A 25995-nucleotide genomic window follows, 5' to 3' on the forward strand; every position below is an offset into this window, starting at 1 on the left:
TTTACTCTTATAAATTTCTATTATACATTTTACAAATTCGTGTACTGTACATTCCGGCTTCCTACAGCCCATACTCTGCTGCCAGCTTCTTAAATTCAGGCAGAGAATTCTGAATCGTCTCGTAAGATACACAATATGCCAGTCTTACATATCCAGGGCAGGCAAAGGAGCTTCCCGGAACCATCAGGATATTATATTTCTTACCGGCCTCGCAGAACTGCTTCTCATCTGCAACCGGAGATTTCACAAACAGATAAAATGCGCCCTGTGGTTTGATACATTCAAATCCACATTCTTTAAGGCCATTGTAAAGTGCCAGACGGTTTCTGTCATAAGCAGCCACATCCACTTCTGCATCTACGCATTTCTGGATGACTTTCTGCATAAGGGATGGTGCATTAACACTTCCAAGTACACGGTTTGCAATTGCTGCTGCTGTGATGACTGTTGCGCTGTCTTCCAGTTCATCCGGGATGACCAGATATCCAATACGCTCTCCCGGCAGAGACAGAGATTTGCTGTAGGAATATCCTACAACCGTATTCTTATAATATTTCGTCAGGTATGGAACTTCTACGCCATCATAAGCCAGTTCTCTATACGGTTCATCCGAAATCAGATAGATCACAGAACCAAACTCCTGCTGTTTTTTCTCGAGGATCGCAGCAAGTTCTTTGATCGTCTCCTCAGAATAAACAACACCGGTCGGGTTATGTGGCGTATTTACGATCACTGCACGGGTATTGGCTGTAATCTTCTCTTCCAGTTCTTTCAGATTTGGCTGGAAAGTCTCTGTATTAGGAGAGATTTCCACAAGCTTACCGTCATAGTTACGTACATATGCACCGTATTCCAGAAAGTACGGTGCAAAAACGATCACTTCCTCGCCCGGATTCAGTATCGTCTTGAGGATGACATTCAGACCGCTGGCAGCACCAACTGTCATGATCAGATTATGTGCAGAAAAAGCTGTCCCGAAACGGCGGTTCAGAGACTGCGCGATCGTTTCTCTGACATCCTCAAAGCCTGCGTTGCTCATATATCCGTGGAGAACAGTCGGTTCTTCGTTGTTTACAAGATCTATGATTGCCTCGCGTACGCAATCCGGTGCTGGAACACTTGGGTTACCAAGGCTGAAGTCATAGACTTTGTCTGCACCATACTTTGCCCGGAGACGATTTCCTTCTTCGAACATCATACGAATTGCTGAATTGTTCTGTACAAAAGGTTTCATTTTTTCTGCTATCATAATAATGTCTCCTCTTAATTATTTGTCGTTTACGATACCTGTTGATTATTCCATGCTGTGCACTCGCATAATCCTGGTATCTTATTTCTTTTTATTGTGTCCGAATACGATCCATCCTACCAATATCAGCATTGCGATGCCCACGATCATCCATGGAATCAGATAAGTATTTCCTTTCGGCTGGAACATATCATAATAACCTTTCAGATAAATAATCGCTACAACGACCGGAATTACCCACAACATGTAATTTCTGATACATGTCGGGAATTTTATTCCCTTTCCAGTATTGGCTTCCTTAATGAAGTTGTCCCATCCCCACCCATTCTTAGATGCACAGAAGATTACAAAGATTACTGAACCAAGTGGCAGGATATTATTGGAAATAATAAAATCTTCCAGATCCATGATATTTGTTCCTTCACCGAGGATCTGAATTCCGGACCATGGTCCGAAGCCAAGAATTGCCGGCATGGAAAGAATAATGAGCAGAACGATATTAAATAAAACTGCTTTATTACGTTTCCAGCCCCACAGATCCATTGCGAAGGACAGAATGTTCTCAAATACTGCAATAACCGTAGACAGTGCCGCAAAGGACATAAACAGGAAAAACAGAGCTCCCCAGAGTCTTCCACCTGCCATCTGGTTGAATACGTTTGGCAGAGTGATGAATACAAGTCCCGGTCCCGCACCAGGCTCTACGTTAAATGCAAAACATGCCGGAATGATGATAAGACCAGCCATCAGTGCTACAAATGTATCCAGGATCAGGATATTAATACTTTCTCCTGCAAGGGTACATTCCTTTCCCATATAGCTTCCGAAGATCTCCATCGCACCGATACCGATACTCAAAGTAAAGAATGCCTGTGACAGCGCACCAAAGATCACGTTTCCAAGACCTGCCGCACGGATATTGTCGAGGTTTGGTACAAGGTAAAATTTAACACCTTCCATCGCTCCGTCCAGCGTTACAGAATGAACAGCCAGCACCACGATCAGTGCCAGAAGACAGATCATCATAACCTTTGTGATACGTTCAATTCCATTCTGAAGTCCCAAAGAACAAACACCAAAGGCAAGAAGGACTGCAACGATCATCCAGCCGGTCATTGTTCCGGTAGATGTCATCAGGTTTGAGAAAAAGCCACTCACTTCATCAGAAGAAGCTCCGCTCAGTTTCCCGGTCGCCATAACATAACCGTAGTACATCATCCATCCTGCTACCATGGTATAAAACATCATCAGCATATAATTACCGATCATTCCCATATAGCTGTACTTATGGAAATTGGAACCCTCCGGCTCCAGTTTGTGAAATGCTCTTGCCGTACTCAGTCTGCTGCTTCGTCCTACTGCAAATTCACTTACAAGAATTGGCAGGCCAAGCAGAACGAGAAAGACAAGATAGATCAGGATAAAAGCAGCTCCGCCATATTTTCCTGTCATGTATGGGAATTTCCATACGTTTCCAAGACCTACTGCACACCCTGCAGAAACCAGGATGAATCCAAGTCTTGAGCCAAATGTTTCTCTTTCTTTCAAAAAAATTTCCTCCATTCTAAATCCGATTCATTACATTTTCGTCGAATCTTATCTATTATAACACAAGGACAGTTCAATGTGAACTGTCCTTGCCGGAGTTGAAAACTATTTATGACACCCTTTTGCCATTATCATATATTATTTTGAATAAAGATAATTACTGTTGGTCTCATCGCTGATATTTGATGCATCAATCCATTCTGGCTCAAGAAGAACATTCTTTTCTACTTCCGCAGCCTTCTGAACATCCGTGGACATTGCCTGTGCAGCCGCAATGATCGTCTGATATCCTATAGCATATGGATCCTGTGATACTGTTCCAAGTTCCTGTCCATCTGCAATCGCTTTCTGCTGAACAGTCGTCGCATCAACTCCAACCATAACCGGAGCCTTCTCTCCCTTATCAAGACCAAGATACAGATCTGAAACATCTTCATTTGTGCAGAACACTCCGCTCAGATCCGGATATCTGTTAAGTACATCTGCCATTGCAGTTTCCATATCATCTACTTTATCTGTATACAATTCACTTACGATCGTAATATCCGGATACTCCATAAGGGTTTCTTTGAATCCCTCCACTCGTTTCTGGGAACTTTCTGTCTTTTCCTGGGCAGAAAATACTGCAATCTTACCAGACCCGCCAATAGCGTCTGCCAGTTTTTCTGCGGCAAGCTTTCCTACATATGTATTATCGGTTCCGCGAAATGCTGCCACAAGTTCATCTTCATTAACATTAGAATCGAATACTACGACCGGAATTCCGTTTTCACTTGCTGCTTCAAGCTGTGCCTGACAGGATTCAATGTCACTTGCAGACATACAAAGAACCGTTGGATTCTCCGCAATTACCGCATCAAGCGTATTGATCTGTGTTTCTACATCCTGTTCATCGGAAGGTCCTTCAAATGTCATAGTGACTGCATCATCAGAAGAAAAATCATATGCTGTATTGATATCCTTCACAGCATCTTCCATGCCCCGGTGAACAAGTTTCCAGTATTCTCCATCTGTAGCCTTGCTTACAACAGCAATCCTGCTCCCTGTCCCAATTGTGATGGAAGTATCTATCTTGGATGCACTGTCCTCTTCCTCACCTGTTACTTCTTCTGATTCATTTTGAGCTTTCTCGTTATCCGGCAGTTCATCTTCTGCCTGCACATCCGCAACAAAATTACCAAAGCCATCCATTATACCGGCTTCTCCTGCCACTGCAGCCACACCTGCAAGAAGAAGCACCACAACAGCTGCTTTTTTCATCGTATTTTCCTCTTTTCTGAATATATTTTTATACAAATGCGCTCTGTTACCGTTATCTTTCTACATTATACACATTTTCTTTTTTGCGTCTATAGATTTCATAGTTTTTTCATCTTTTAGAGGAAAATACGGCAATTTTACCAGTTTTAAAATCACGGATTTGGGAAACCTGCAAAACTTTCTCCATTCGGAGTTACCTGAAACTCCATCTTCTTTCCGGTAATCGGATGACGAAATATCAGATGACAGGAACACAATCCAAGTGGTAATTGAGATATCTCTCCTGGATTATATTTACGGTCACCAAGAAGCGGCATTCCTGCATGCGCCATCTGTACACGTATCTGATGATGACGACCGGTTTCCAAATGAATTTTTATAAGGATTCTTTTTCCGCTCTCTGTCCTCTCATCTGAAATTTGATGTATAACCTCATAATCTAAAACTGCTTTTTTAGCTCCGCTCGTCTTTGATGTTACTACTTCAGAAGTATTGGTTCTTCCATTTTTTATCAGATAATCTTCCAGTCGTCCCTGGTGTTTCTCCGACATCCTGTCTGTCACTGCCAGATATTCTTTGACAATATTTCCCGTTGTAATCTGCCTCGTCAGACCAGCTGCTGCTTTTTTATTCTTTGCAAATACCAGAACCCCTTCAACCGGTTGATCCAGTCTGTGCACAACTCCCAGATAAGGAACTGTTTCCGTATTTTTTAAAGCCAGATAATTCTTTAAAGAACTTTCCATATCTGCAGCTCCAATTCGTGCATTTTGAACTGCAATACCCGCAGCTTTATGACATACCAGAATGTCTTTATCCTCAAATATGATCATATCTTCTATACTATTCTTATTATTCCACATAAAAAAAGCTCTCCCTTTTATGCTTTCGCACTTTCTATGGAGAGTATATCGTAAAAAACTTTTTTATACAACAGTCAGACGGTCATCACTTCTCTTAACAATTACTTTTCATAATCCTGAAATGATGACCGTCTTAACAATCTTCAATATTCAATTTTAATTTACCTCTTTGTTCTTTCAAAACTTTTCGTCTTGTTTGCTGATTGAAATCCTCTGATACCTCTTATAGTATACTTCCTTCAATCTTCTGTATTCAGTTTTTATTATATATATTATATCGTGTCTTTATTCGGTTACAGTTCATTTAATTTCCTGCTCATAAACGATATGATGTTTATCATTCGATTCATTTAGAAAGTTCATAGAGTCGAAATTATAATTTACGGATTATAATTCCATTTTGAAATAATCTCTGAAATCTTTTCCGTCAGACTAGAGCAGCTTCAAACTTAACTTTTTAAATTTCAAACTGTTTTCTTCGGGAATAAGGTTTCTGTTATTTCTGTTTAATATCTTTTGTGAGAAGATATTCTTCTGATGTAAAGCTTTGATTCATATAACTCACGTTTATGGATCGCAATATTTGAAAATGTTTCTTTACACAGATTCAAAAATCTTTATATCAGGTTTGTGACAGTTATTCAATATGAGTAATCAATTCTATATACCTGTAATACGTTTATAAAGATTATCCTTTTTCTGAAAGTCCTGTTCACCAGGTAATATATTTAATATTCTCTTCCGAATGTATTCCGATAATCTGATTTAAATAATGGATAATTTATGTATCAGGTCTTTCTTGCAGGAAACTTGATTTCTGCCACTTCTCATATTGAAAATGATTGACTACTTTCCCAACGGTATCACCTTTACCCTTTCATTTAATTTCATCCTTTTCATGTAACATTTATATATATGCTATGAATTGAATGATTTTTAAATTTGTTACTTCTTCGTTTTATTTTCTCTCTTTTCTTTTGATGTCATTATAATAACACCACACCGCATATTTGTCAACACATTTTTATATATTTCTTGTAATTATTATTTATCTTATCATTTGCCGAATTGTTATATTGTATATTTTTTATATTATATATTATTTTCTGACAATTCTATCATCTTACGATTTTATACTATCTTCCCCATACCAGCCATTCTCATCTCTCCCCATGCTAATAAACAGACAGGGTATCTTCCATACAGAACCCACAAATACTCATGAGTACTGCGTCATGTGATACAGGCTTAGCTTCTGCCACCAAGCTCGCTGTCTGAGCGTAAGCGAGTTCGAGCGACTGGCAGATCATAAGCGCATGTATCACATAGCAGACGCAATGGTATTTGCGGGACTGTATGGAAAACACCCTGTCGTCTTTATTAATATTATATTATATTACATCACACTATCTTCTATTGTAATTGATCAGACAACCTTTCAGAATGATCTCACGTTCATCATCCGTCAGTTCTCCAAGTGTTACCTGAAATTCCTTCAGTCCATCTGCTTTTACTACATATCCTGTAATACTGTCTACTTTGTCTGCAACTGCCTTGCGAACCTGTGGGAAGAAAAGGTAATCTCCATTTGCAAATGGAAGGTCTCCTGCAGGAATCAGGAACGGAAGCATACCCCAGTTGATCAGATTGGAGCGATAACGTTTGGTTGCATATTCATTGGCAATATTTGCCCATCCACCAAGAACTTTCTGGCATGATGCAGCCTGCTCACGTGCAGAACCATCTCCAGGTTTTACCGCAAAGATCGTACTTCCGATGCCGATATTCTCCTTGCTGACATCAGAAAAATGTGCCCTGATCGCATCCATAACCGTTTTCAGTTCCGGAACCGCTTCTGCCGGGCACTCACCTGCTTCAAGAGCTTTCTCTGCCTTCTGAATTTCTTTTGCACGTCCAACATAAGCCGGATCTTTACGGGAAAGAGTAAACTCAGCCAGTCCAAGTGGATTGGAACGGAAAGAAGAAGTTTCTCCGGACGGAATCAGTTCATCTGTCGTAGTAACCGGATCATGAATCTCAGATACCACTTTAAGCACCAGATTCTCTGCCAGTGCCGGCATCTCCGGCCAGTCTTTAATATTCGGGCCAAACTGGATTTCTACGCTTGGATCTGCAACACCCTTGCTGTCAAAGATTCGATTCTCATAAATAGTTTTATCAAAGAAGTATTTCTGATGTCTGTAATTTCCGGTAAATTCTTCCGCGGATGTCAGGAAACCTTTGTTTGCTGCTGTTGCTGCGATAGATCTTGCATCCATAAGTGCAACAGAAGAAATCTGTCCATTCTGGACCTTGGAGCCTTCACGATTCGGGAAGTTTCTGGTGGTATGACGGATGCTGAACGCATTGTTTGCAGGTGTATCTCCTGCACCAAAACATGGTCCGCAGAATGCAGTCTTAACAACCGCACCTGTTTCAAGAAGATCTGCCAGGACTCCATTTCTTGCAAGTTCCATATAGATCGGAGTACTTGCCGGATAAACACTGAGTGTAAATGCATCAGCTCCAATGCTTGCACCACGAAGGATATCTGCTGCTGCGCAGATATTTTCAAATCCACCGCCCGCGCATCCTGCAATGATTCCCTGATCCACATAAAGCTGTCCGTCGATCACTTTGTCTTTCAGTGTATAAGGTACTTTACCATCCAGGCTGATCTGCGCTTTTTTCTCAACATCATCCAGAATATCATAAAGATTTGCTTTCAATTCATCAATGGTATATGTGTTGCTCGGATGGAATGGCATGGCGATCATAGGTTTGATCTCACTTAAATCAACTTCTACACATCCATCATAGTAAGCTACCTTACCTGGTTTCAGTTCTTTATAATCTTCTTTTCTGCCATGGATCTCATAGAACTCTTCAATCGTCTCATCTGTCTGCCAGATAGAGGAAAGACAAGTAGTCTCTGTCGTCATGACATCGATACCGATACGGAAATCTGCACTCAGACCGGCTACTCCAGGTCCTACAAATTCCATAACTTTATTCTTCACATAGCCGTTGGCAAATACTTTACCGATAATTGCCAGTGCAACGTCCTGTGGTCCTACACCCGGACGCGGTTCCCCTTTCAGATAGATTGCTACAACACCCGGCATATTAATATCATAGGTCTGGGAAAGAAGCTGTTTAACAAGCTCTCCACCACCCTCACCCATTGCCATGGTGCCAAGTGCACCATAACGAGTATGACTGTCGGAACCAAGGATCATCTTACCGCCACCGGCAAGCATTTCACGTGCGAACTGATGGATGACTGCCTGATGAGGTGGTACATAAACTCCACCGTATTTCTTGGCACAGGTAAGTCCAAACATATGATCATCTTCGTTGATCGTTCCACCTACTGCACAAAGAGAATTGTGGCAGTTGGTCAGTACATATGGAATCGGGAATTTCTCAAGTCCTGAAGCACGTGCTGTCTGAATAATACCTACAAATGTAATATCATGAGATGTCAGCTTGTCAAATTTAATCTGCAGTTTCTGCATATTTCCGGAAGTATTGTGTGCTTCCAGGATACCATAAGCCATTGTATTTCTGGCTGCTTCTTCTCTGGAAACCGGCTGTGTCATGTTCTCTTCTTCTACGATATCACGGCCATTTACCAGATAAATACCACTGTCATAAAGCTTCATTGTAACTCCTCCATTCATAAAAATCACGCATCTACCGCTCTGCGATTTATGCCATGAATAATGGCAAAACATCTCGCGGGATACTACCTGCGAACAGTAATACTATTATACTTTATCTCGCTAAAATCTGCAATAAATTTTCTTTACTTCTCTATAAAGAATAGCTATACTTAAAGTATTGTTTTTGCTGATTCAGTATAAAATCACTTCTTACAGGAGGTACAGCATTATGTTTCGTTTATGGGGAAAAATGTGGAAAGACAACCACATGCTAAAAGATCTGGTCATTGATGATGACTCGGAAGATACAAGAACACACAAAATTTTTCATGCCCTGCAGGAAATCTGCTATGATTTTGACCTGGAGAACCCAATTTGGCTGGAAAGTAATATTTCTGATTTCAAACGCCATTCAAAGACCAGATTTCGCCAGGACAGTTTTATTGAACATATCGAGTTTGATTATCTTGAAATCCAGGTGATCGAAGAAGATTAAAAAAATCTGCCGAAGTTCAGGCATCTCCTGTCCCCGGCAGATTTTTTATTGTGAAGTAATGATTCTATTTTATTTACATATCTACTCTTATATGATCCACTTACTAACTCGCGGAATCTTTTTAATGATCATAACTGCAGCAAGACTTAGTACAAAAATCATTGTGATCAGAACCGGAATCGCAATTGCAGTATTACTTATCACCATACTGTCAATTCCTATTCTGTGAAGAATATCTCTGATAAGCGCATGGATCAGATAGATTCCAAAAGTGCAGCTTCCCAGATAGCAGATCCTCTTTTCCTGTTTTTCATTCCATTTGATCTTGGATACATGGTTTTTGAAAAACAGAAAAAACGAACTTCCCCAGAAAAATCCTGCCAGTGTGTAGTTCTCATAAAATGACTGTATTGGTTTTCCTGATTTCTGTGAGCTGATGTAACACAAGCCGATCGCTGCCAAAATCAATATTACCCCCAGTACATAAACCAGATATTCCAGTTTCTTTGATACCTCATAATGAGACAGATAATGCCCCAGTATAAAATATCCTATGTAACCGGTAACCATTTCCGGCTGCACGGTCTGCAGAATATCCATGATATGATCCTTCCATGGAAGTGGAAAATAATTTATTGTATATGGCAGGATCTGAAACACCAGAAACAGTACGATCATATACTCTTCCCACTGTTTTCCCCTGGCACTGTTTACAATTTCCCATAGCATCGGTGTGATGATCAGAAGTCCGATCAGCATTGGAAGATACCAGAGATGGAAATAAGATTTACTGATATATACCATAAATTTGACCAGGGCTGCTTTGCTGCCCTTCGCCAGCGTTCCATTTGTAATAATCCTGTATACTGCGTAAAACATCTGCCAGAAAATATATGCTGCAGCTATCGGCAGAATATTTCTTTTCCACAAACGTCTGAGATTCCATGTCCGCTTACTGTCAAGATACAGACATCCACTGATCATAATAAAAGATGCTACTGCAAACCGGTTGATCCCGTGATAAAAGTTTGAAACCGCCCATACAGACGAATCCAGTGGCATATCACGAAAATGCTGTGAGCCTGCATGAATGCCAATAACTCCAATACACGCCATGACACGAAGCAGCTCAATCCATATAACTCTTTTTTTATTCATATCGTTTTTACAAAAGGTCTGATACTTCCGGCCTTTTTCTCTCCTACGTAATCTTTTTTGGTTACTTTCGATTTCCACAGTGACCACTTTTTACATCGAAAGTATAACAAATCCTTCCCGACTCTACAAGAAATATCCTGGTTATTCCATAAACTCCCGGATGATTTCTCTCATGATTTCTTCCTCCTCCGGACTCAGCATCTTGCTGAAATGACTTCCTGTCGCCGCAGTCTGTCGGATACTTGCAGCAATCCGCTCCACCATTTCCTCTTTGAATACCGGATCTGTTTTCTGTACTGCCTGCACCGGTTCGTATTTACGGGCGGCCGGTGGGTTTTCTTTGCAGGAACGCGCCTGCAGAATATAATCCGCAAGTGAATTCATAACCAGTTCTTCTTTGAAGCTAAAATCCAGAGCCTGCCTGAGGACAAGAAGAACAATTGGCACGGCAGTCCCTATATACAGATAGCTCATCGGAAGTCCTCTGCTGTCACGGATTCTGGATATAAAAAAAAGCGACATTCCCAGACATACAGTAGATAGCAGTGATGGAATCCATACCAGGAAATTCATCCGATTCAGGAGTTTATCTCGTGTCTTCCACAGATTCAGCCATTTTTCTCTCAGGTTTGTTGTCGCTTTTGTCTTTCGCAGGGTTCTTCTGTAAGTAAGGTGTACTGCCAGCATCCCTATCGCTCCAGCTGTTCCAAGAACAGTCATCAGATAGAGCAGGATCTGCAGGTCCATGATTCGTTCCAGCATAAGTCCCTCCTTGAATACAATATTTACCGTTAAGCCTATTCTACACCTGCCCCGTCCTATATGAAACAAAAATCGTTCGTCAAATTCTCGCAAAACTCCCCTCTTAACTGCCAAAAATTTACGCAGGTAACACCTTTCCGGCTCACCTGCGTAAAAATTTTCTTTTTTAAATTATCCGTTACATTTCTTCCAGCGCTTTTACGACTTCTTCAAATTTCATAAAATGAGAAGCTTTTACAAGAATCGTATCGCCTTTCTGTACATAATCATTCAGATGCTCCAGAAGGGATTCTCTTGTTTTTTCATAATATACAGGGAAATCCGGATTCGCTTTGCGCGCCGCTTCTGCTATATGAACAGCCAGATCTCCTACACATACACATGCATCAATTCCACATATTGCTGCATGTATGCCTACACCCTCGTGAAGTGCAGCTTCATCTTCGCCAAGTTCTCCCATGTCCCCAAGGATCGCCACTCTGCGGCCTTCCCCATCATGAAGCACATCCAGAGATGCCTTCATGGACATCGGATTCGCATTGTAGCAGTCATCTACGACCAGGAACTTATCTGTCTCGATCATTTTGAAACGTCCTCGAATCGTCTCAAGACTTTCAATGCCTCTCCTGATCTCTTCGATCGTCAGACCATAAATTCGTCCTACAGCCGCAGCTGCCAGGGCATTGTAGACCATATGTATTCCCGGAGTCGGAACGAGTACGTCAAAAGCATCCTCTCCCAGATGGATACGGCAGGCAACCCCTTTCAAGCCCTTACTTTCAATCTGATCGGCATACACATCACGTTCACTGTTCAAGCCAAAAAATACCGGCTTCACACCATTGTACTCACGGACCGTAATAAGTTTATCATCGTCACCATTCAGAACGATATGTCCATTCGGCTTCATAGACTGGAATATCTCTGTCTTTGCTTTCAGGACTCCGTCTCTGTCTCCCAGATTCTCCAGATGACAGGTACCGATGTTTGTGATCACACAGGTATCCGGTTTTGCAATCTTTGTCAGCCGGGCCATCTCGCCAAAATCACTGATTCCCATTTCCAGAACTGCAATCTGATCTTCATCACGAAGTCTGAATACTGTAAGAGGAAGTCCGAGCTCATTATTAAAGTTTCCCTGTGTTTTCAGAGTGCGGTACTTTTCTTTCAGGACAGATGCGATCACTTCTTTGGTGCTGGTCTTTCCAACGCTTCCCGTAATACCTACAACCGGAATCTGCAGCTGTTCCAGATAAAACTCTGCGATATCTTTAACTGCCTGAAGAGAAGCATCTACCTGAATATATGCATAGTCAGCCTCCGGCAGTTCTCGCTCGGAAAGTGTTGCAAGCGCTCCCTTCGTCATCACATCCGGAATAAAACGGTGTGCATCGACTCTCTCTCCCACGATTGGCACAAACAGACAGTCTTTCTCAATCTTGCGGCTGTCTGTAGTAATTGCAGAAATCTCCTGATCCAGCAGAGCATTGTCACCATGCCAGATGCCATTACATACTTTTGTAAGATTTCTCAAAGTAAGATTTTTCATTCTGATTTCCTCTCCTGATATGTTACCTCAATTCAGGTACATATTCGTCTGTTAAGCATACTTTTTCTGAGACACTTTGATCAGTTCTTCACACAGTGTCGGATAATCCATACCCAGAACCGCTGCTTCCTGCGGGATCAGGCTGGTCGGTGTCATTCCCGGAAGCGTATTTGCCTCCAGACAGTAGATTTTTTCATCTTTTGTCACAATGAAATCCAGACGGGCATAGCTCTCCATCTCCAGTGCATGATAACCATCCACGGCTGCTTCCTGAAGACGTTTTGTCAGTTCTTCTGAAATCGGCGCCGGACAGGTTTCTTTTACTGCACCTGGTTTGTATTTATTTTCATAATCATAGAAGCCCTGTACCGGAACGATCTGAACGACCGGATATGCCTTACCGTCCACAACAGCAACTGTGTATTCAACACCTTCTACAAATTCCTCTACAACTACTTCGTTTTCATAAGTGAATGCACCATCCAGTGCTTTCGTGTAGTCTTCCTGGTTATCAACAATATAGACACCGATACTGGAACCACCGCAGCATGTCTTGACAACAACCGGAAAATCCATTCCCAGCTCCTGTGGAGTTTCCACACGGTCCTTTTTCTTCATGGCCTTACCTGCCGGAGTCGGAACACCTCTCATCTGGAACATTGCCTTGGTCACACCTTTATCCATTGCCATGGCACTGCTCAGATATCCGGTTCCGGTATATGGAATACCCATCAGATCAAATGCTCCCTGCAGCTTACCGTCCTCCCCGTTGGCTCCATGAAGTCCCAGGAAAACAAAATCTGCTTTTTTACAAAGATCGATGACATTCGGTCCAAAGAAATTTTTTCTTGTTTTTTTCAGTTCAGCCATCTGCAGATTAAATCCTCTGATATAAGCTGCTGCTTTTTCCACATCATATTCTGCCGGGAACGGATCTTCCCAGTCTACCTCTTCCTGACCACAGAAAACATCTACCAGAATCGCCTGATGTCCTTTCTGTCTCAACGCTCCGCAGATTCCTGTTCCAGATACGATTGAAACATCCCTTTCTGTGCTGGTTCCACCTGCTAATACAACAATTTTCATTTTCTCATCATCCTCACATAATATTCTAACTCATCCACTTGTGAGCAAGCTCACATGGATTCAGATCTTTTCCCCCTGGTATCAGTATATAACTACCGGCAATCCAGAATCTACATTCTGATAAATTGTCTGCGCCTGCTCTTCCGGCAGCACTATACAGCCTTCTGTACTCATCCAGCTGTCTGAGGAGCCAAAATCCACACTCTCCTCTGAGCTTCCAAAATCGCCAGAATCCCCAGTTTCATCTGACACATCCGTTCCTGTAATGACCAGACCGGAATCTCCATAAATGCCAAGTTTGTCTGTAAAAGGCATCCAGAAATCTACAGAAGCAGCCTCCTGCTTGTCACCCAGTCTGTAAACACCTGTCGGCGTACTGCTGCTTGCCGCAAAACCAGTATCCACAATCGGGGATCCATTCTGATATAATACCATTCTTTGACGGGTAAGGTCAATTTCTATATAGGAATATCCGATATCATTTGTATTACGGCTCTGCGCTTCCTGTTCATAAACAGGTTCCCGTACTTCTGTCTTTTTGTCCATGATATCCTGATATAATGCATCTGTTTCTTTTTCCTGGTCGATCACCCAGCCATAATTTCCACCGGATACCGTAATTTCCTGATTGTCATAAGTAGAAAAAGTTCGTTCTGTGCCTACAGTGTCATACTTCTTCGCAAGCTCCGAAATATAATCTGCAATAACCGCCTTATCCAGCACCAGATCATCATTTTCGTCCTTTGTCAGCCAGTTTTTGATCACAGACCGATCTACTGTTTCCTTGCGGTCGCTGAAATCATACGTAACCACAACATCCGTAAGTTCATTCATCTGCTGACAGTCTTTTGTCAGATCATCTGCATACACGGTCGGATTTATGTAACATCCGTCTTCTTCTAGATTTGCAACTGTCCTGCCGGTAGTAACAGCATTTTTGATGTCCTCCATCAGTTTATCACGGTCTATTTTTGTTCCTTCAATTTCCGGAACAACTTCAAATCCATCATCGATTTCCTTTATATACGCATCCACCGGCTCTACATTGTCCTGCATACATTTCAAACTGGCAGTTTTCTGTTCAAACAGGCTTTCATCATAAGACACAGAAGAAGGCAGCTCATAAGTCATTTGCTGGCTGAATGCTAAAAACCAGCTAAAACGATTCTGTTTGTGAAGCAATTTATTTACACTGCCGTCAGATGTATATTTCAGTTGAATTTCATCCGCTGTGATTGCTTCCTGTCCGTTTCCTCTGGTCTGTACTGCCAGTGCATATACCCCTGTCTTCTGTTCCAACAGGTTCTCTGCTTCCTTCTCTGTCATATAAGAACAGTTAAAACCATTCACCTGTGAGCCGGGAAGAAAATGCTCGGTAAAATAATAAACTCCAAAAAAGTAGGCGCCTGCGGTAAGCAGGAGCAGTACAATAATAAAACCGATCAGTAGTTTTCTTCCTTTGTCCATACTCTTGTTATTTTCCGCCATGGCGCCTCCTTAACATTCGGAAATATGAAATTTTATTCAGCCAGTAATTTCTCTACACTGGCAAGTTTAACGCAAACGACAAATACCTGTGCCGCTTTTTCAAGCTCTTCAATCGGTGGGAAAGATGGTGCAATACGGATATTGCTGTCTTTCGGATCCTTTCCATATGGATAGGTAGCTCCTGCTCCAGTCATAACAACGCCGGCTTCTTTTGCCATTGCTACGATCTTTTTTGCACATCCGTCCAGGGATTCGAAGGAAATAAAATATCCACCCTTTGGTGTTGTCCATTCTCCGATTCCAAGTCCGCCAAGTTCCTTCTCAAGGGTAGCCTCTACCATTTCAAACTTTGGACGAAGGATTGCTGCATGTTTTCTCATATGTGCATGAACACCTTCAAGATCCTTGAAGAATTTTACATGACGAAGCTGATTCAGTTTATCATGTCCGATCGTCTGTACGGTAATGTATTTGCGGATATCATCCAGGTTTGCCTTAGATGCTGCCAGAGCTGCGATACCAGAACCCGGGAAGCTGATCTTGGATGTAGATGTAAATTTATAAACCATGTCCGGATTTCCGGCTTTTGCGCATTCATCCAAAATTTCAAGAAGGAAATCCTGGTCTTTTTCGTCATCATAAAGATGATGTACACTGTAAGCATTATCCCAGTAAATACGGAAATCCGGTGCTGCCGGTTTCAGATTTGCAAAACGCTTAACGGTCTCTTCGGAATATGTGTATCCCTGCGGGTTGGAATATTTCGGTACACACCAGATACCTTTGATCGCCGGATCTTCACTTACCAGTTTTTCTACAATATCCATATCCGGTCCTTCCGGTGACATCGGAACATTGATCATTTCGATTCCGAAGAACTCTGTGATCTTAAAGTGACGATCATATCCTGGAACCGGACAGAGAAATTTTACTTTATCCAGCTTGCACCATGGAGTGTTTCCCATAACACCGTGGGTCATGGAACGTGATACAGTATCAAACATAACATTCAGGCTGGAGTTTCCATAAATAATAATGTGTTCCGGATCAACCTCAGAAATTTCTCCGAGAAGACGTTTAGCTTCCGGAATACCATCCATTACACCATAGTTACGACAGTCAACGCCTGTCTCACATCTCAGGTCTGTGCTGCTTGACAGAACATCCATCATATCCATGGAAATATTCAGCTGATCAACTGACGGTTTACCACGTGACATATCAAGGGCAAGTCCCTGTGCCTTGATTTCTGCATACTGCTGATCCAGCTCTTTCTTGACAGCCTGAAGCTGTTCTTTGCTCATCTCACTGTATTTCTGCATTGTTCGTCCTCCTCGTGCCGCTTCCAGAATACTGTCCGGCAAAATTCATTCATCTTATAATGGATTTTCTGATATAGCTTTTATGCTAAATCATTATCCTGTATATTTTAGTATGGTAAAGTACTGATTGTCAAGTCCCCGTCGTATAAAAAACTTGCACAATTTCGAGCTTTCACCTATACTAAATAAGCAGAATATACAAATCAGGTTATCAAAGAAAGGTTATCATATATGTGGATTGCAAATGACTGGAAAGAATACGAAGTAATTGACACTTCCTGCGGTGAAAAACTTGAACGCTGGGGAAAATACACGCTGGTACGCCCGGACCCACAGGTGATCTGGGACACCCCAAAGATAAGCCGTGGATGGAAAAACATGAATGCTCACTACCACAGAAGCAAAAAGGGCGGCGGCGAATGGGAATTCTTTGATCTCCCACAGCAGTGGGATCTTCATTACAAGGATCTTACTTTTCATCTGAAACCATTCAGTTTCAAACACACTGGTCTTTTCCCGGAGCAGGCTGTCAACTGGGACTGGTTCGGTGATAAAATTCGTAAAGCCGGACGCCCGATCAAAGTCCTGAATCTTTTTGCTTACACAGGCGGTGCAACTCTGGCTGCTGCCGCTGCCGGTGCACAGGTTACACACGTAGACGCTTCCAAGGGTATGGTTACCTGGGCCAAAGAAAATGCAGCTGCATCCGGACTTTCTGAAGCACCAATCCGCTGGCTGGTAGATGATTGTGTGAAATTTGTAGAACGTGAGATCCGCCGTGGAAATCACTACGATGCGATCATCATGGATCCACCATCGTACGGACGTGGACCAAAAGGTGAGATCTGGAAGATTGAAGAAGCAATTCATCCGCTCATCAAGCTGTGTGTGAAGCTTTTAAGTCCAAATCCGCTGTTTTTCCTGATCAACTCCTATACTACAGGACTTGCTCCGGCTGTGCTGACTTATATGCTGGCTACAGAGCTGAAAGAATTTGACGGACATGTCGATTCCCAGGAAATCGGACTCCCGGTAACTTCCAATGGGCTGGTACTTCCATGCGGTGCTTCCGGCCGCTGGGAAGCGAAATAAAGTATTCAAATTCTTCTGAAAATTTGATAATTTTTATCATTATTTTCTTGAATCTCCCGAGGTACAGCGATATAATATCAGTATCAGAAATGTATCAGTAAGTTACTGTGAACGAAACGAACGGTAACTTCAGGAGAGGTGAATCGTATATGGAAGAAAAAGCGAAAAAAGATGCTCTTCCCTACACCTGTACTCCGGCCTATGACCGCAGCCACTGTGGGAATTGTGTCTGCGCCACCTGTTATGAGCAGGAATTCTGTGATCACTGCAGTTCCTGCAAGGATCTTTCCCATAAGAAAGAATCCTGCAACAGCTATGAAGGCGCCTATTGTTATTAACGACAAAAAAGATGCTGACATGCTTTGCATGTCAGCATCTTTTTTGTTCTTTCAAACTGCCTTTCGTTCTTTCGGAAATGTCATCGTGATCTCGGTTCCTTTGCCAATTTCACTGACCATCTTCAGTGTACCGCCAAGGAAGGTCACACCGTGTTTGACGATAGAAAGACCCAGTCCTGTTCCGCCGATTGCCTTGGAATGGCTCTTATCCACACGGTAAAATCTTTCAAATACCCTGCTCTGGTCTTCACCCGGAATACCGATCCCATTGTCTTTGACACGAATCTCCACATTTTCTCCCAGATCACGAAGATGAATACTTACCGTTCCATCCTCTTTATTATACTTGATACCATTGTCGCATAGATTATAGATCACCTCATCCAAAATTGGATGCACCGTCGTAAACATCATTTTGCCACCGTCTATATAGAGATGTACCTTCTTTTTCTCTGCAACTTCTCTCAGACGGCCACAGACATCCTTCACTATTGTATACGCATCCAACTTCTCCCATTCATATGGATTTTCACCCTCATCCAGCTGCGAAACCTTGATCGTATCTTCTACCAGCGTGATCAGACGCTGTGCTTCGTTATAAATTCTGCCTGCAAACTTCTTGATGTCCTCTTCTTTGACAAGTCCGTCCTGGATGATCTCTGCAAATCCAGAAATAGAAGTCAGAGGTGTTTTCAGCTCATGAGATACATTTGCAGAAAATTCTCTGCGTAACTGTTCCCGCTCAACCTTCTCCGTTTCATTCATCAGAAGGATGACCGCACCCACAACTCTGTGTTCCCTGTTTACCGGGTTTGCGATCATCTGAATGGCTTCACTTCCCATATGAAGCAGAACACTTCCATGTTGTCCCTTCAGTACCTGTTCGATCAAAAGACGGAAATCTTCATTCCTGTTCAGAGAGTACACACTGTCACCAATCTTTGGATCTTTTAACTGAAACAGCTTCCATGCGCTGGAATTGCCCGAAAGAATCATTGTGTAACTGTCAATAACAAGAAGACCTTCCTGCATGTTTTCTGTAATAATGCCAAACTCTTCCTGATTCCGTCGGGCTGCTTCCAGCTGACTCTTGATCTGTCGGTTCTGTTTGTAAATCTTGCTGAGAAGCGGTCCTACTTCTTCATAAATCTGATTTTCTTCCGGATGCTCCAGATCTACATTATTGATCGGCTCCACGATCTTATTTGCCATATGCACAGATATAATTGCTGCCAGAATCAGCATCACAACAGCAATGCCTATAAGTGGTGGTACCAGTTCCATAAGAAGTACCCAGACAGAATACTGTGTACTGGATACCCTGAGTACACTGTTATCCGACAGTCGCAATGCATAGTACAAAGTTTTCTGCGACAGGGTTTTGGAAATACGTTCCGCATGGCCGCTGCCCGTCTTCAGTGCTTCCTGAACCTCCTTACGGTCACCATGATTTTCCATGGTTGCGGCATCGGCCTGATTATCATAGAGAACCGTTCCGTCTTCCGCAATATAAGTGATACGGTCATCTTTTTCTTTGATCTGTTTCAGATAATCTATACCATTCTCCTCTACACCATATACCAGATAAGTTGCTTCTTTTTTCAACTCAGTATTGATCTGTTTTCCAAAATGCTGATAAAGGATTGCCATAACACATGCAATCCCAAAAATCAGTACAGCCGCAGCTACCAGTATGTTTGATTTAAAAATCTTTTTTGTCACATCAATGACCTCCTAATTGATGTTCATTATTTCTGTGAACACCAGTAATTGCATACTCAACCCATTCTGCAATATTCACTGCGTGATCTCCGATTCGTTCCATATATTTCGCAGTCATAAGAAGGTCAAGGCCTGCTTTTGCATCCAGATTCTGATACATAAGCTCTGCCAGCTCCTCTTTGATCTGATTAAATGCATCATCTACCTGATCATCGTCATCAATAACTTTGCGACAAAGGTCCAGATCTCTCTTGACAAAAGCATCTACGCTTTCTGTCACCATGCCGACTGTCATCTCCGCCATCTTGCCGATCAGTTCCGGAATCTGCACATGATTTTCCTCAATGAACTTGGAAAGATCCGCAATATCCGATGCCTGATCTCCAATTCTTTCCATATCTGAAATCATTTTCAGTGCTGCAGAAACCTCTCTCAGATCTCTTGCAACCGGCTGCTGATGCAACAGAATACGCATACAGAGGTTCTCGATCTCGCGCTCTTTTGTGTCGATTTCCTTATCAGTATCAAAGATTTCCTGGATACATTTATCACCGCGGATAGCTCTGTTCGAAAGTGAAATAACCTTTTCACAGAGGCTTCCCATTGTAATGATCTGTACATGAAGTTCTTCAAGCTGCCGTTCGAAATGCGTTGCCATAATCAACCAAACCTCCCTGTAATATAGTCCTCTGTTCTCTTGTCTTTTGGCATGGAAAACAGAGTATCTGTATCGCTGAATTCTACAACTTCTCCCAGAAGGAAGAACGCTGTTTTATCGGAAATTCGAGTCGCCTGCTGCATATTATGCGTAACGATCACGATCGTATATTTTCCTTTTAATTCCATTGCAAGCTCTTCAATCTTGGAGGTTGAGATCGGATCAAGTGCGGAGGTCGGCTCATCCATCAGGAGAACTTCCGGCTCTACTGCGAGAGCTCTTGCAATACAGAGCCTCTGCTGCTGTCCGCCAGACATACCAAGTGCACTTTTCTTTAATCGGTCTTTTACTTCATCCCAGATGGCAGCATCACGGAGAGATTTTTCTACGATCTCATCGAGTTTTGCCTTGGAACGGATACCATGTGTTCTCGGTCCGTACGCAACGTTATCGTAAATACTCATCGGGAACGGATTCGGCTTCTGGAATACCATTCCGACTCTTTTTCGAAGAACGTTTACGTCCATCTCTCCATAAATATCTTCTCCGTCAAGTTCTACTTTACCGGTGATCTTACAGCCTTCTACAAGGTCATTCATACGGTTCAGAGACTTCAGAAGTGTAGATTTTCCACATCCACTTGGTCCGATAAAAGCGGTAATCTCTTTTTCTGGAATATGCATATTGATGTCATGCAGTGCATGAAAATTTCCGTAAAAAAGATTCATATCTTCAATTGAAAGTTTGATATTATCACTCATGTTCTGTTATCCTTTCGCGATACGTTTTGCCACCATACCGGACAAACCGTTGATAATTAATACAAATAAAAGAATTACAACTGCGGTAGCAGATGCCTGATTCATATGAAGACCTTCACTGGAAAGTACATACATATGAAGAGCCAGTGTACGGCCGGATCCCATCAGATTCGGAACCTGAGCAACTGTTCCTGATGTATAGAGAAGTGCTGCCGTTTCTCCAATGATACGTCCGATTGCAAGGATGATTCCTGCCAGGATTCCAGGAACTGCTGATGGAAGTACGATAGTAAAGATTGTACGCAGCTTACCGGCCCCAAGTCCGAAACTTGCTTCTCTGTAAGAATCCGGAACTGCCTTTAATGCTTCTTCAGCGGTTCTCATGATCAAAGGAAGAACCATGATAACAAGTGTACATGCACCTGCCAGAAGAGACATTCCCCAATGAAGTGCTGTTACAAAGAACAGCATACCAAACAGGCCATATACGATTGAAGGAATACCAGAAAGTGTTTCTGCTGTAATACGAATCACCTGTACCAGTTTATTTCCTTTTTTTGCATATTCTACAAGGTAGATCGCAGCAAAGATTCCAAGTGGTGCTGCAATTACCAGCGACAAAGCTGTCATAATAAAAGTGTTGATCAGTGATGGCATCAGAGAAACATTCTCTGACGTATATTCCAGACTGAATAAACTTGGTGTCAGATATGGAATACCCTTCACCAGAATATAAGCCACCAGGAAAATCAGGACTGCAAACGTAACAACTGCTGCACCAATCGTAAGAAGTGCAAGTACACCTGATCCTGGATGACGCAGATAAGACCGAATGCGATCTGCGGCTGATGTTTCATTTCTTTTTTTCATTTTTTCCACCATCGGTTCTGCTACTGCTGCGTTAGTTTGCATTCTCTGACCTCCTGTTCAGTAAAGAAAGACTCAGGTTGATGATCAGGATGAATACGAAAAGTACAACTCCTGTTGCAATCAGTGCTTCTCTGTGAAGACCTGTTGCATATCCCATCTCAGTTACGATATTCGCAGTCATGGTACGAAGACCTTTGAGCAGTCCGGCTGGCATTCTTGCCTGGTTCCCGGCTACCATGATCACCGCCATGGTTTCACCGATCGCACGTCCAATACCAAGAACGACTGCTGCCAGAATTCCGGATTTTGCTGCCGGAAGCATAACCACAAAAATACTTCTTTCTTTTGTTGCTCCCAGTGCAAGCGAACCTTCATAATAACTTTCCGATACACTGCGAAGTGCAGATTCTGTAGGTCCGATGATCGTCGGCAGGATCATGATTCCCAGAAGGAGGGATGCCGCCATCCAGCTGGTTCCGGTTCCGCCAAATGTGTTTCTGATCAGTGGAACCATAAGTACCAGTCCGAAAAATCCATATACGATAGAAGGAACACCTGCCATCAGCTCAATTCCGGATTTCAGTGGACGATAGATTTTTTTCGGACAATAGCGAGCCATAAATACTGAAGTAAATAAGGCGATCGGAACTCCAACCAGAATCGCTCCACCTGTTACATAAATACTGGCAATGATCATTGGAAAAATTCCAAATTTGTCATTAGACGGTTTCCATACCGTTCCAAGAAGAAATTTCAGCGGTCCAATTTTGGCAATTGCCGGGATTCCATTGGCAAAAAGGAACAAACATATCAGAAATACTGCCAAGACTGAAGCACAGGCAGCCACCATAAAAACAATTTTCATGGCCTGTTCTTTAAATCTATTCATACAGGACTCTTCCTCTCTTATACTCATCATCAGATAACACCACTGGTGTTTCTTTTGATATACAATACCAGACATACACGAAGCCCGGAAATCCGGGCTTCCTGCTTAAGTCTATATCTATCGGTCTTACTTATTTCGCAAGGTCTTCCCAATCTGTTGTTTCACCTGTGAAGATTGCTTTTACCTGGTCACTTGTCAGTTCATCAATGTCATTGTCATTGTTTACTACTACTGCAATACCATCTCTTGCAATCTCAGTAGCTGTAAGGTTTTCTTTTGTTTCTTCGTCTTTCAGTTCACGGGATGCCATACCAATATCACAGATACCTTCTGCTGCGGATGTGATACCTGTTGTGGAATCGCTCTGCTGTACTTCTACAGTGATCTTACCGCCATTTGCTTTCTCATATGCTTCTTTCAGTTTTTCCATAACCGGTGTTACAGAAGAAGAACCAGCTACTACAACTTTACCTTCTGCATCGCTCTGCTCGTAAGCTTTTGCATCATCTGCTACTTTAATGTATCCATTGTCTTCAACGATCTGCTGTCCATCTGCACTCATGATGTAGTTTTCAAAATCCTGTGCTGCATCGCTGAGTTTGTCAGTTGTAATGATGTTGAATGGACGGGATACTTTGTATGTATCGTTTGCTACATTTTCTGCTGATGCCTCAGCACCATCGATCTTAACTGCTTTTACTGTATCATTCAGAGAACCAAGTGAGATGTATCCGATTGCATTCTCATCACCAGCTACTGTTGTCATCATAACAGATGTGCTGTTTGTAATGCTTGCATCTTCTGTTGTCATATCTACTTTTTCATCTCCCTGTTTCTCTTCGATTCCAAACAGTTCAATGAATGCTCCTCTTGTTCCGGATCCATCTTCACGGGATATAACATCAATGGTTCCGCTTGCTGCGCTTGCAGTTGCTGCGAATGCGGTTGTTCCAATAAGTGCTGCTGTAACGATTGCTAAAACTTTTTTCTTCATAATGATAAATCTCCTCTTTATTTTGCTTTATTTAATTTTTATATTTCTCATTGACAATTGCAATTATATGGGAGAAAAGTAAAATGCATAATCACATGCGTGTAAAATCTTTGTAAAAATGATTTTTCAAAAAACTTTGACCTGTATCTAAAAGATAGTTATAATAAACTTATATTAAGATTGCTATGTGCACCGTAACAGATTCTTTTTCGTATCACATAACAGGAAAGGGATATAGTATGAAGAAAATAACGATTAAAAACACAGACCTTGAGCTTTCTCCAATGGGAATGGGCTGCGTAAATGCCGGTATCAAATGGGATGGAGAGGATGCTTTCAGAATTTTTGATGCTTTTCTGGATATGGGCGGAACCGTTTATGACACTGCCCGCGTATATGCCGACTGGATTCCTTCTGAAATCGGCCGCAGTGAACGTGTACTTGGACAGTGGCTTCGCGAAAGCGGGAAACGTCATGACATTATTCTTGTCTCCAAAGGCGGACATCCGGATATGACACCTGCCGTTCCGGACATGCATGCTTCTCGGATTTCAGCAGAAAATATGCGTCACGATCTGGAACTTTCTCTCCGCGCGCTTGGTACTGATTATATTGATGTTTATTTTTATCACAGAGATAATGAGGCGATTCCTGCCAGCGAACTAATTGAAGTTATGGAAGAATTTCGAAAAGAAGGTAAGATTCGCTATTATGCATGCTCCAACTGGAGTACTGCACGTATGAAAGAAGCCGATGCTTATGCAGCATCCAAAGGATACCGTGGTTTTGTCGCAAATGAAGCTCTGTTTAATATTGCTTCTGCTTCCATGAAACCTCTTGAAGACGATACATTGAAGATCATGGATCAAGAAATGCAGCAATATCATATAGAAAATCCACAGAATCTGGCCATGCCATATATGTCTGTAGCCAGTGGATTTTTCCACAAATTATATGCCGGCGGTGCTGATGCTGTCAGAAATTCTGAATACTACACTCCTGAAAACCTCAAGATTGCAGAGGGCCTTCACGGGCTAATGGAAGAATACCAGATTTCTCTTACGCAGGCGATTCTCGGCTATCTGACCTGCCGTGATTTCACCTGTCTGCCACTTTATGGACCTAGAAATATAGAAGACCTTAAGGATGCAATGGAAACTTTCTCCATTCCTTTCCTTAAAGAATATTATGCAGACTGATTTTTCTTATATTAACAGCTCGGATCTATATGCAAAAAGAGACTGTGACTCATTGTTCTGAGTCATAGTCTCTCTGATTTTATGCCATATTGTTTACCATTTTGTACTTGTACAGCATTTCTGCGTGATTCTGTTCTTCTACCTGAATATCAGCAAGCAGTTTACGAACACCACTGTCACCAAATGCAAATACTTCTGAGTTGTATTCTCCCGATACCAGTTTTTCCGTCGCAATACAATCTGTTGCCAGAAAAGCATCCTGCTGTTTATCCTCCGGAGAACTCATTGCCGTGTAGGTTGCTTTTGGCTGATAATCTCGTCCGTCACTGTCGTTGCAGTTACACTGAGGGACTTCTCCTCTCAGTACACGGTCGAGGGAATCATAATGTTCTCTCTCTTTCTGCTGTAATGTCTGAAAAAGATTTTTCAATTCAGGATCTTTTGCCTGCTGCGCATATCTTCCATATTTCTCAATACAGCTTTTTTCCTGTGTCTGTAAGTCTTCGATCGTTGTACGTTCTTTTTCTTTTAATATCATCGTACCTGCTTCCTCTCTTTCATTTTGCAATACGATGATAGTATCTGTCATGTGGAAAATTTTATGCAGTTTTTCCCAAAATAATCTCAATCAGATACTTATCCAACATGATCGTACGATTCCATGGATTAAGGATCACGCCTTCAATCTCATCTGTCTGTAGGATCAGTTCAAATAGTTTCCGAATATCTGTCAGGAATGTGGACTTAACACTTCCGCCACCTTTAAGTTCTTCCTCAAAGCTGGTGAATGCTGACCACCAGTTCTTTCCATCTTCCGTCCTGATTGCCTCCAGACAGATCTGACCATCACCTTTTGGCGGCTCCACGGAAATAATGAACTGGCCGTCTTCTTTCATACGTCTGCGGATAACCGTCAGCGTATGTGCCAGCATTTCCTGTGTTGCCTCATGCTGCAGTCCTGCAATTGCCTCTTCTATTTTTTCATTGCCCTGAAGGCCCTCATCTGTTTTGTAATCTTTCATGATC

General features: G+C 42.2%; 23 protein-coding genes. 4 read left to right on the top strand and 19 right to left on the bottom strand.

The window, feature by feature from the left end:
- Positions 1-61 precede the first annotated feature (61 nt).
- From LI112_RS01900 to LI112_RS01920, 5 genes are all read right to left on the bottom strand, one after another.
- On the bottom strand, positions 62-1249 hold the full coding sequence (locus tag LI112_RS01900; RefSeq protein WP_129795423.1) for a pyridoxal phosphate-dependent aminotransferase: 1188 nt from the start codon (positions 1247-1249) through the stop codon (positions 62-64).
- Between the two features lie 81 nt (positions 1250-1330).
- Positions 1331-2812, bottom strand: a complete 1482-nt coding sequence (locus LI112_RS01905; RefSeq protein ID WP_227190152.1) for a sodium-dependent transporter — start codon at positions 2810-2812, stop codon at positions 1331-1333.
- A 123-nt stretch (positions 2813-2935) separates the two neighbouring features.
- The gene (locus LI112_RS01910; protein ID WP_005428463.1) at positions 2936-4057 is read right to left on the bottom strand and encodes a substrate-binding domain-containing protein; all 1122 of its coding nucleotides are present in this window, start codon (positions 4055-4057) and stop codon (positions 2936-2938) included.
- A 152-nt stretch (positions 4058-4209) separates the two neighbouring features.
- Positions 4210-4920 carry an RluA family pseudouridine synthase gene (locus tag LI112_RS01915; protein ID WP_005428468.1) on the bottom strand — a complete coding sequence of 237 codons (711 nt, stop codon included), beginning with the start codon at positions 4918-4920 and terminating at the stop codon, positions 4210-4212.
- Positions 4921-6326: 1406 nt separating this feature from the next.
- Positions 6327-8585: a hydratase gene (locus LI112_RS01920; protein ID WP_118392753.1), complete on the bottom strand. Its 2259-nt coding sequence runs from the start codon at positions 8583-8585 to the stop codon at positions 6327-6329.
- Positions 8586-8814: 229 nt separating this feature from the next.
- Between LI112_RS01920 and LI112_RS01925 the strand changes: the two genes are divergently transcribed.
- Positions 8815-9081 (top strand): hypothetical protein, encoded by a 267-nt coding sequence (locus LI112_RS01925; protein ID WP_005428474.1) that lies wholly within the window; start codon positions 8815-8817, stop codon positions 9079-9081.
- Between the two features lie 87 nt (positions 9082-9168).
- Here LI112_RS01925 and LI112_RS01930 read toward each other — a convergent pair whose 3' ends face one another.
- The 6 genes from LI112_RS01930 to LI112_RS01955 all read right to left on the bottom strand — a co-directional run bounded on the left by LI112_RS01930 (position 9169) and on the right by LI112_RS01955 (position 16446).
- The gene (locus tag LI112_RS01930; protein WP_227190153.1) at positions 9169-10239 is read right to left on the bottom strand and encodes an acyltransferase; all 1071 of its coding nucleotides are present in this window, start codon (positions 10237-10239) and stop codon (positions 9169-9171) included.
- A 141-nt stretch (positions 10240-10380) separates the two neighbouring features.
- Entirely contained in the window at positions 10381-11001 is a 621-nt protein-coding gene (locus tag LI112_RS01935; RefSeq protein WP_022388296.1) for a hypothetical protein, read from the bottom strand.
- A gap of 178 nt (positions 11002-11179) precedes the next feature.
- Positions 11180-12550 carry a UDP-N-acetylmuramoyl-tripeptide--D-alanyl-D-alanine ligase gene (gene murF, locus LI112_RS01940; protein WP_005428478.1) on the bottom strand — a complete coding sequence of 457 codons (1371 nt, stop codon included), beginning with the start codon at positions 12548-12550 and terminating at the stop codon, positions 11180-11182.
- Between the two features lie 51 nt (positions 12551-12601).
- A complete protein-coding gene (locus LI112_RS01945; RefSeq protein ID WP_055055425.1) occupies positions 12602-13636 on the bottom strand; it encodes a D-alanine--D-alanine ligase in 1035 nt (344 codons plus the stop codon).
- An 81-nt stretch (positions 13637-13717) separates the two neighbouring features.
- Positions 13718-15124, bottom strand: coding sequence for a peptidoglycan binding domain-containing protein (locus tag LI112_RS01950; RefSeq protein WP_005428484.1), 1407 nt, complete (start codon positions 15122-15124; stop codon positions 13718-13720).
- A 32-nt stretch (positions 15125-15156) separates the two neighbouring features.
- The gene (locus LI112_RS01955; protein WP_055055426.1) at positions 15157-16446 is read right to left on the bottom strand and encodes an aminotransferase; all 1290 of its coding nucleotides are present in this window, start codon (positions 16444-16446) and stop codon (positions 15157-15159) included.
- A 231-nt stretch (positions 16447-16677) separates the two neighbouring features.
- On the opposite strand from LI112_RS01955, the gene LI112_RS01960 reads away from it, so the two are divergent.
- Both LI112_RS01960 and LI112_RS01965 read left to right on the top strand, forming a co-directional pair.
- A complete protein-coding gene (locus LI112_RS01960; protein ID WP_022388300.1) occupies positions 16678-17538 on the top strand; it encodes a class I SAM-dependent methyltransferase in 861 nt (286 codons plus the stop codon).
- 149 nt (positions 17539-17687) lie between these two features.
- Entirely contained in the window at positions 17688-17876 is a 189-nt protein-coding gene (locus LI112_RS01965; protein ID WP_044926280.1) for a hypothetical protein, read from the top strand.
- A 51-nt stretch (positions 17877-17927) separates the two neighbouring features.
- On the opposite strand, the gene LI112_RS01970 is transcribed toward LI112_RS01965, so the two are convergent.
- From LI112_RS01970 to LI112_RS01995, 6 genes are all read right to left on the bottom strand, one after another.
- Positions 17928-19598 (bottom strand): ATP-binding protein, encoded by a 1671-nt coding sequence (locus LI112_RS01970; protein ID WP_319638610.1) that lies wholly within the window; start codon positions 19596-19598, stop codon positions 17928-17930.
- 1 nt (position 19599) lies between these two features.
- Positions 19600-20256 (bottom strand): phosphate signaling complex protein PhoU, encoded by a 657-nt coding sequence (gene phoU, locus LI112_RS01975; RefSeq protein WP_055055428.1) that lies wholly within the window; start codon positions 20254-20256, stop codon positions 19600-19602.
- 2 nt (positions 20257-20258) lie between these two features.
- Positions 20259-21017 carry a phosphate ABC transporter ATP-binding protein PstB gene (gene pstB / locus LI112_RS01980; protein WP_055055429.1) on the bottom strand — a complete coding sequence of 253 codons (759 nt, stop codon included), beginning with the start codon at positions 21015-21017 and terminating at the stop codon, positions 20259-20261.
- Between the two features lie 6 nt (positions 21018-21023).
- Positions 21024-21899: a phosphate ABC transporter permease PstA gene (pstA, locus tag LI112_RS01985; RefSeq protein WP_117591916.1), complete on the bottom strand. Its 876-nt coding sequence runs from the start codon at positions 21897-21899 to the stop codon at positions 21024-21026.
- 19 nt (positions 21900-21918) lie between these two features.
- Entirely contained in the window at positions 21919-22776 is an 858-nt protein-coding gene (pstC, locus tag LI112_RS01990; RefSeq protein ID WP_055065936.1) for a phosphate ABC transporter permease subunit PstC, read from the bottom strand.
- A gap of 130 nt (positions 22777-22906) precedes the next feature.
- A complete protein-coding gene (locus LI112_RS01995) occupies positions 22907-23770 on the bottom strand; it encodes a substrate-binding domain-containing protein (RefSeq protein WP_055065853.1) in 864 nt (287 codons plus the stop codon).
- A 239-nt stretch (positions 23771-24009) separates the two neighbouring features.
- Here LI112_RS01995 and LI112_RS02000 point away from each other — a divergent pair, with 239 nt between their 5' ends.
- On the top strand, positions 24010-24969 hold the full coding sequence (locus LI112_RS02000; protein ID WP_227190154.1) for an aldo/keto reductase: 960 nt from the start codon (positions 24010-24012) through the stop codon (positions 24967-24969).
- Between the two features lie 79 nt (positions 24970-25048).
- On the opposite strand, the gene LI112_RS02005 is transcribed toward LI112_RS02000, so the two are convergent.
- Positions 25049-25507, bottom strand: a complete 459-nt coding sequence (locus tag LI112_RS02005; protein ID WP_195967228.1) for a ferritin-like domain-containing protein — start codon at positions 25505-25507, stop codon at positions 25049-25051.
- Positions 25508-25568: 61 nt separating this feature from the next.
- A complete protein-coding gene (locus LI112_RS02010) occupies positions 25569-25991 on the bottom strand; it encodes an SseB family protein (RefSeq protein WP_227190155.1) in 423 nt (140 codons plus the stop codon).
- Positions 25992-25995: the final 4 nt, after the last annotated feature.

It is taken from the genome of Blautia sp. 210820-DFI.6.14 (genome assembly GCF_020558815.1).
GTDB classification, from domain to species: Bacteria; Bacillota; Clostridia; order Lachnospirales; family Lachnospiraceae; genus Blautia_A; species Blautia_A obeum.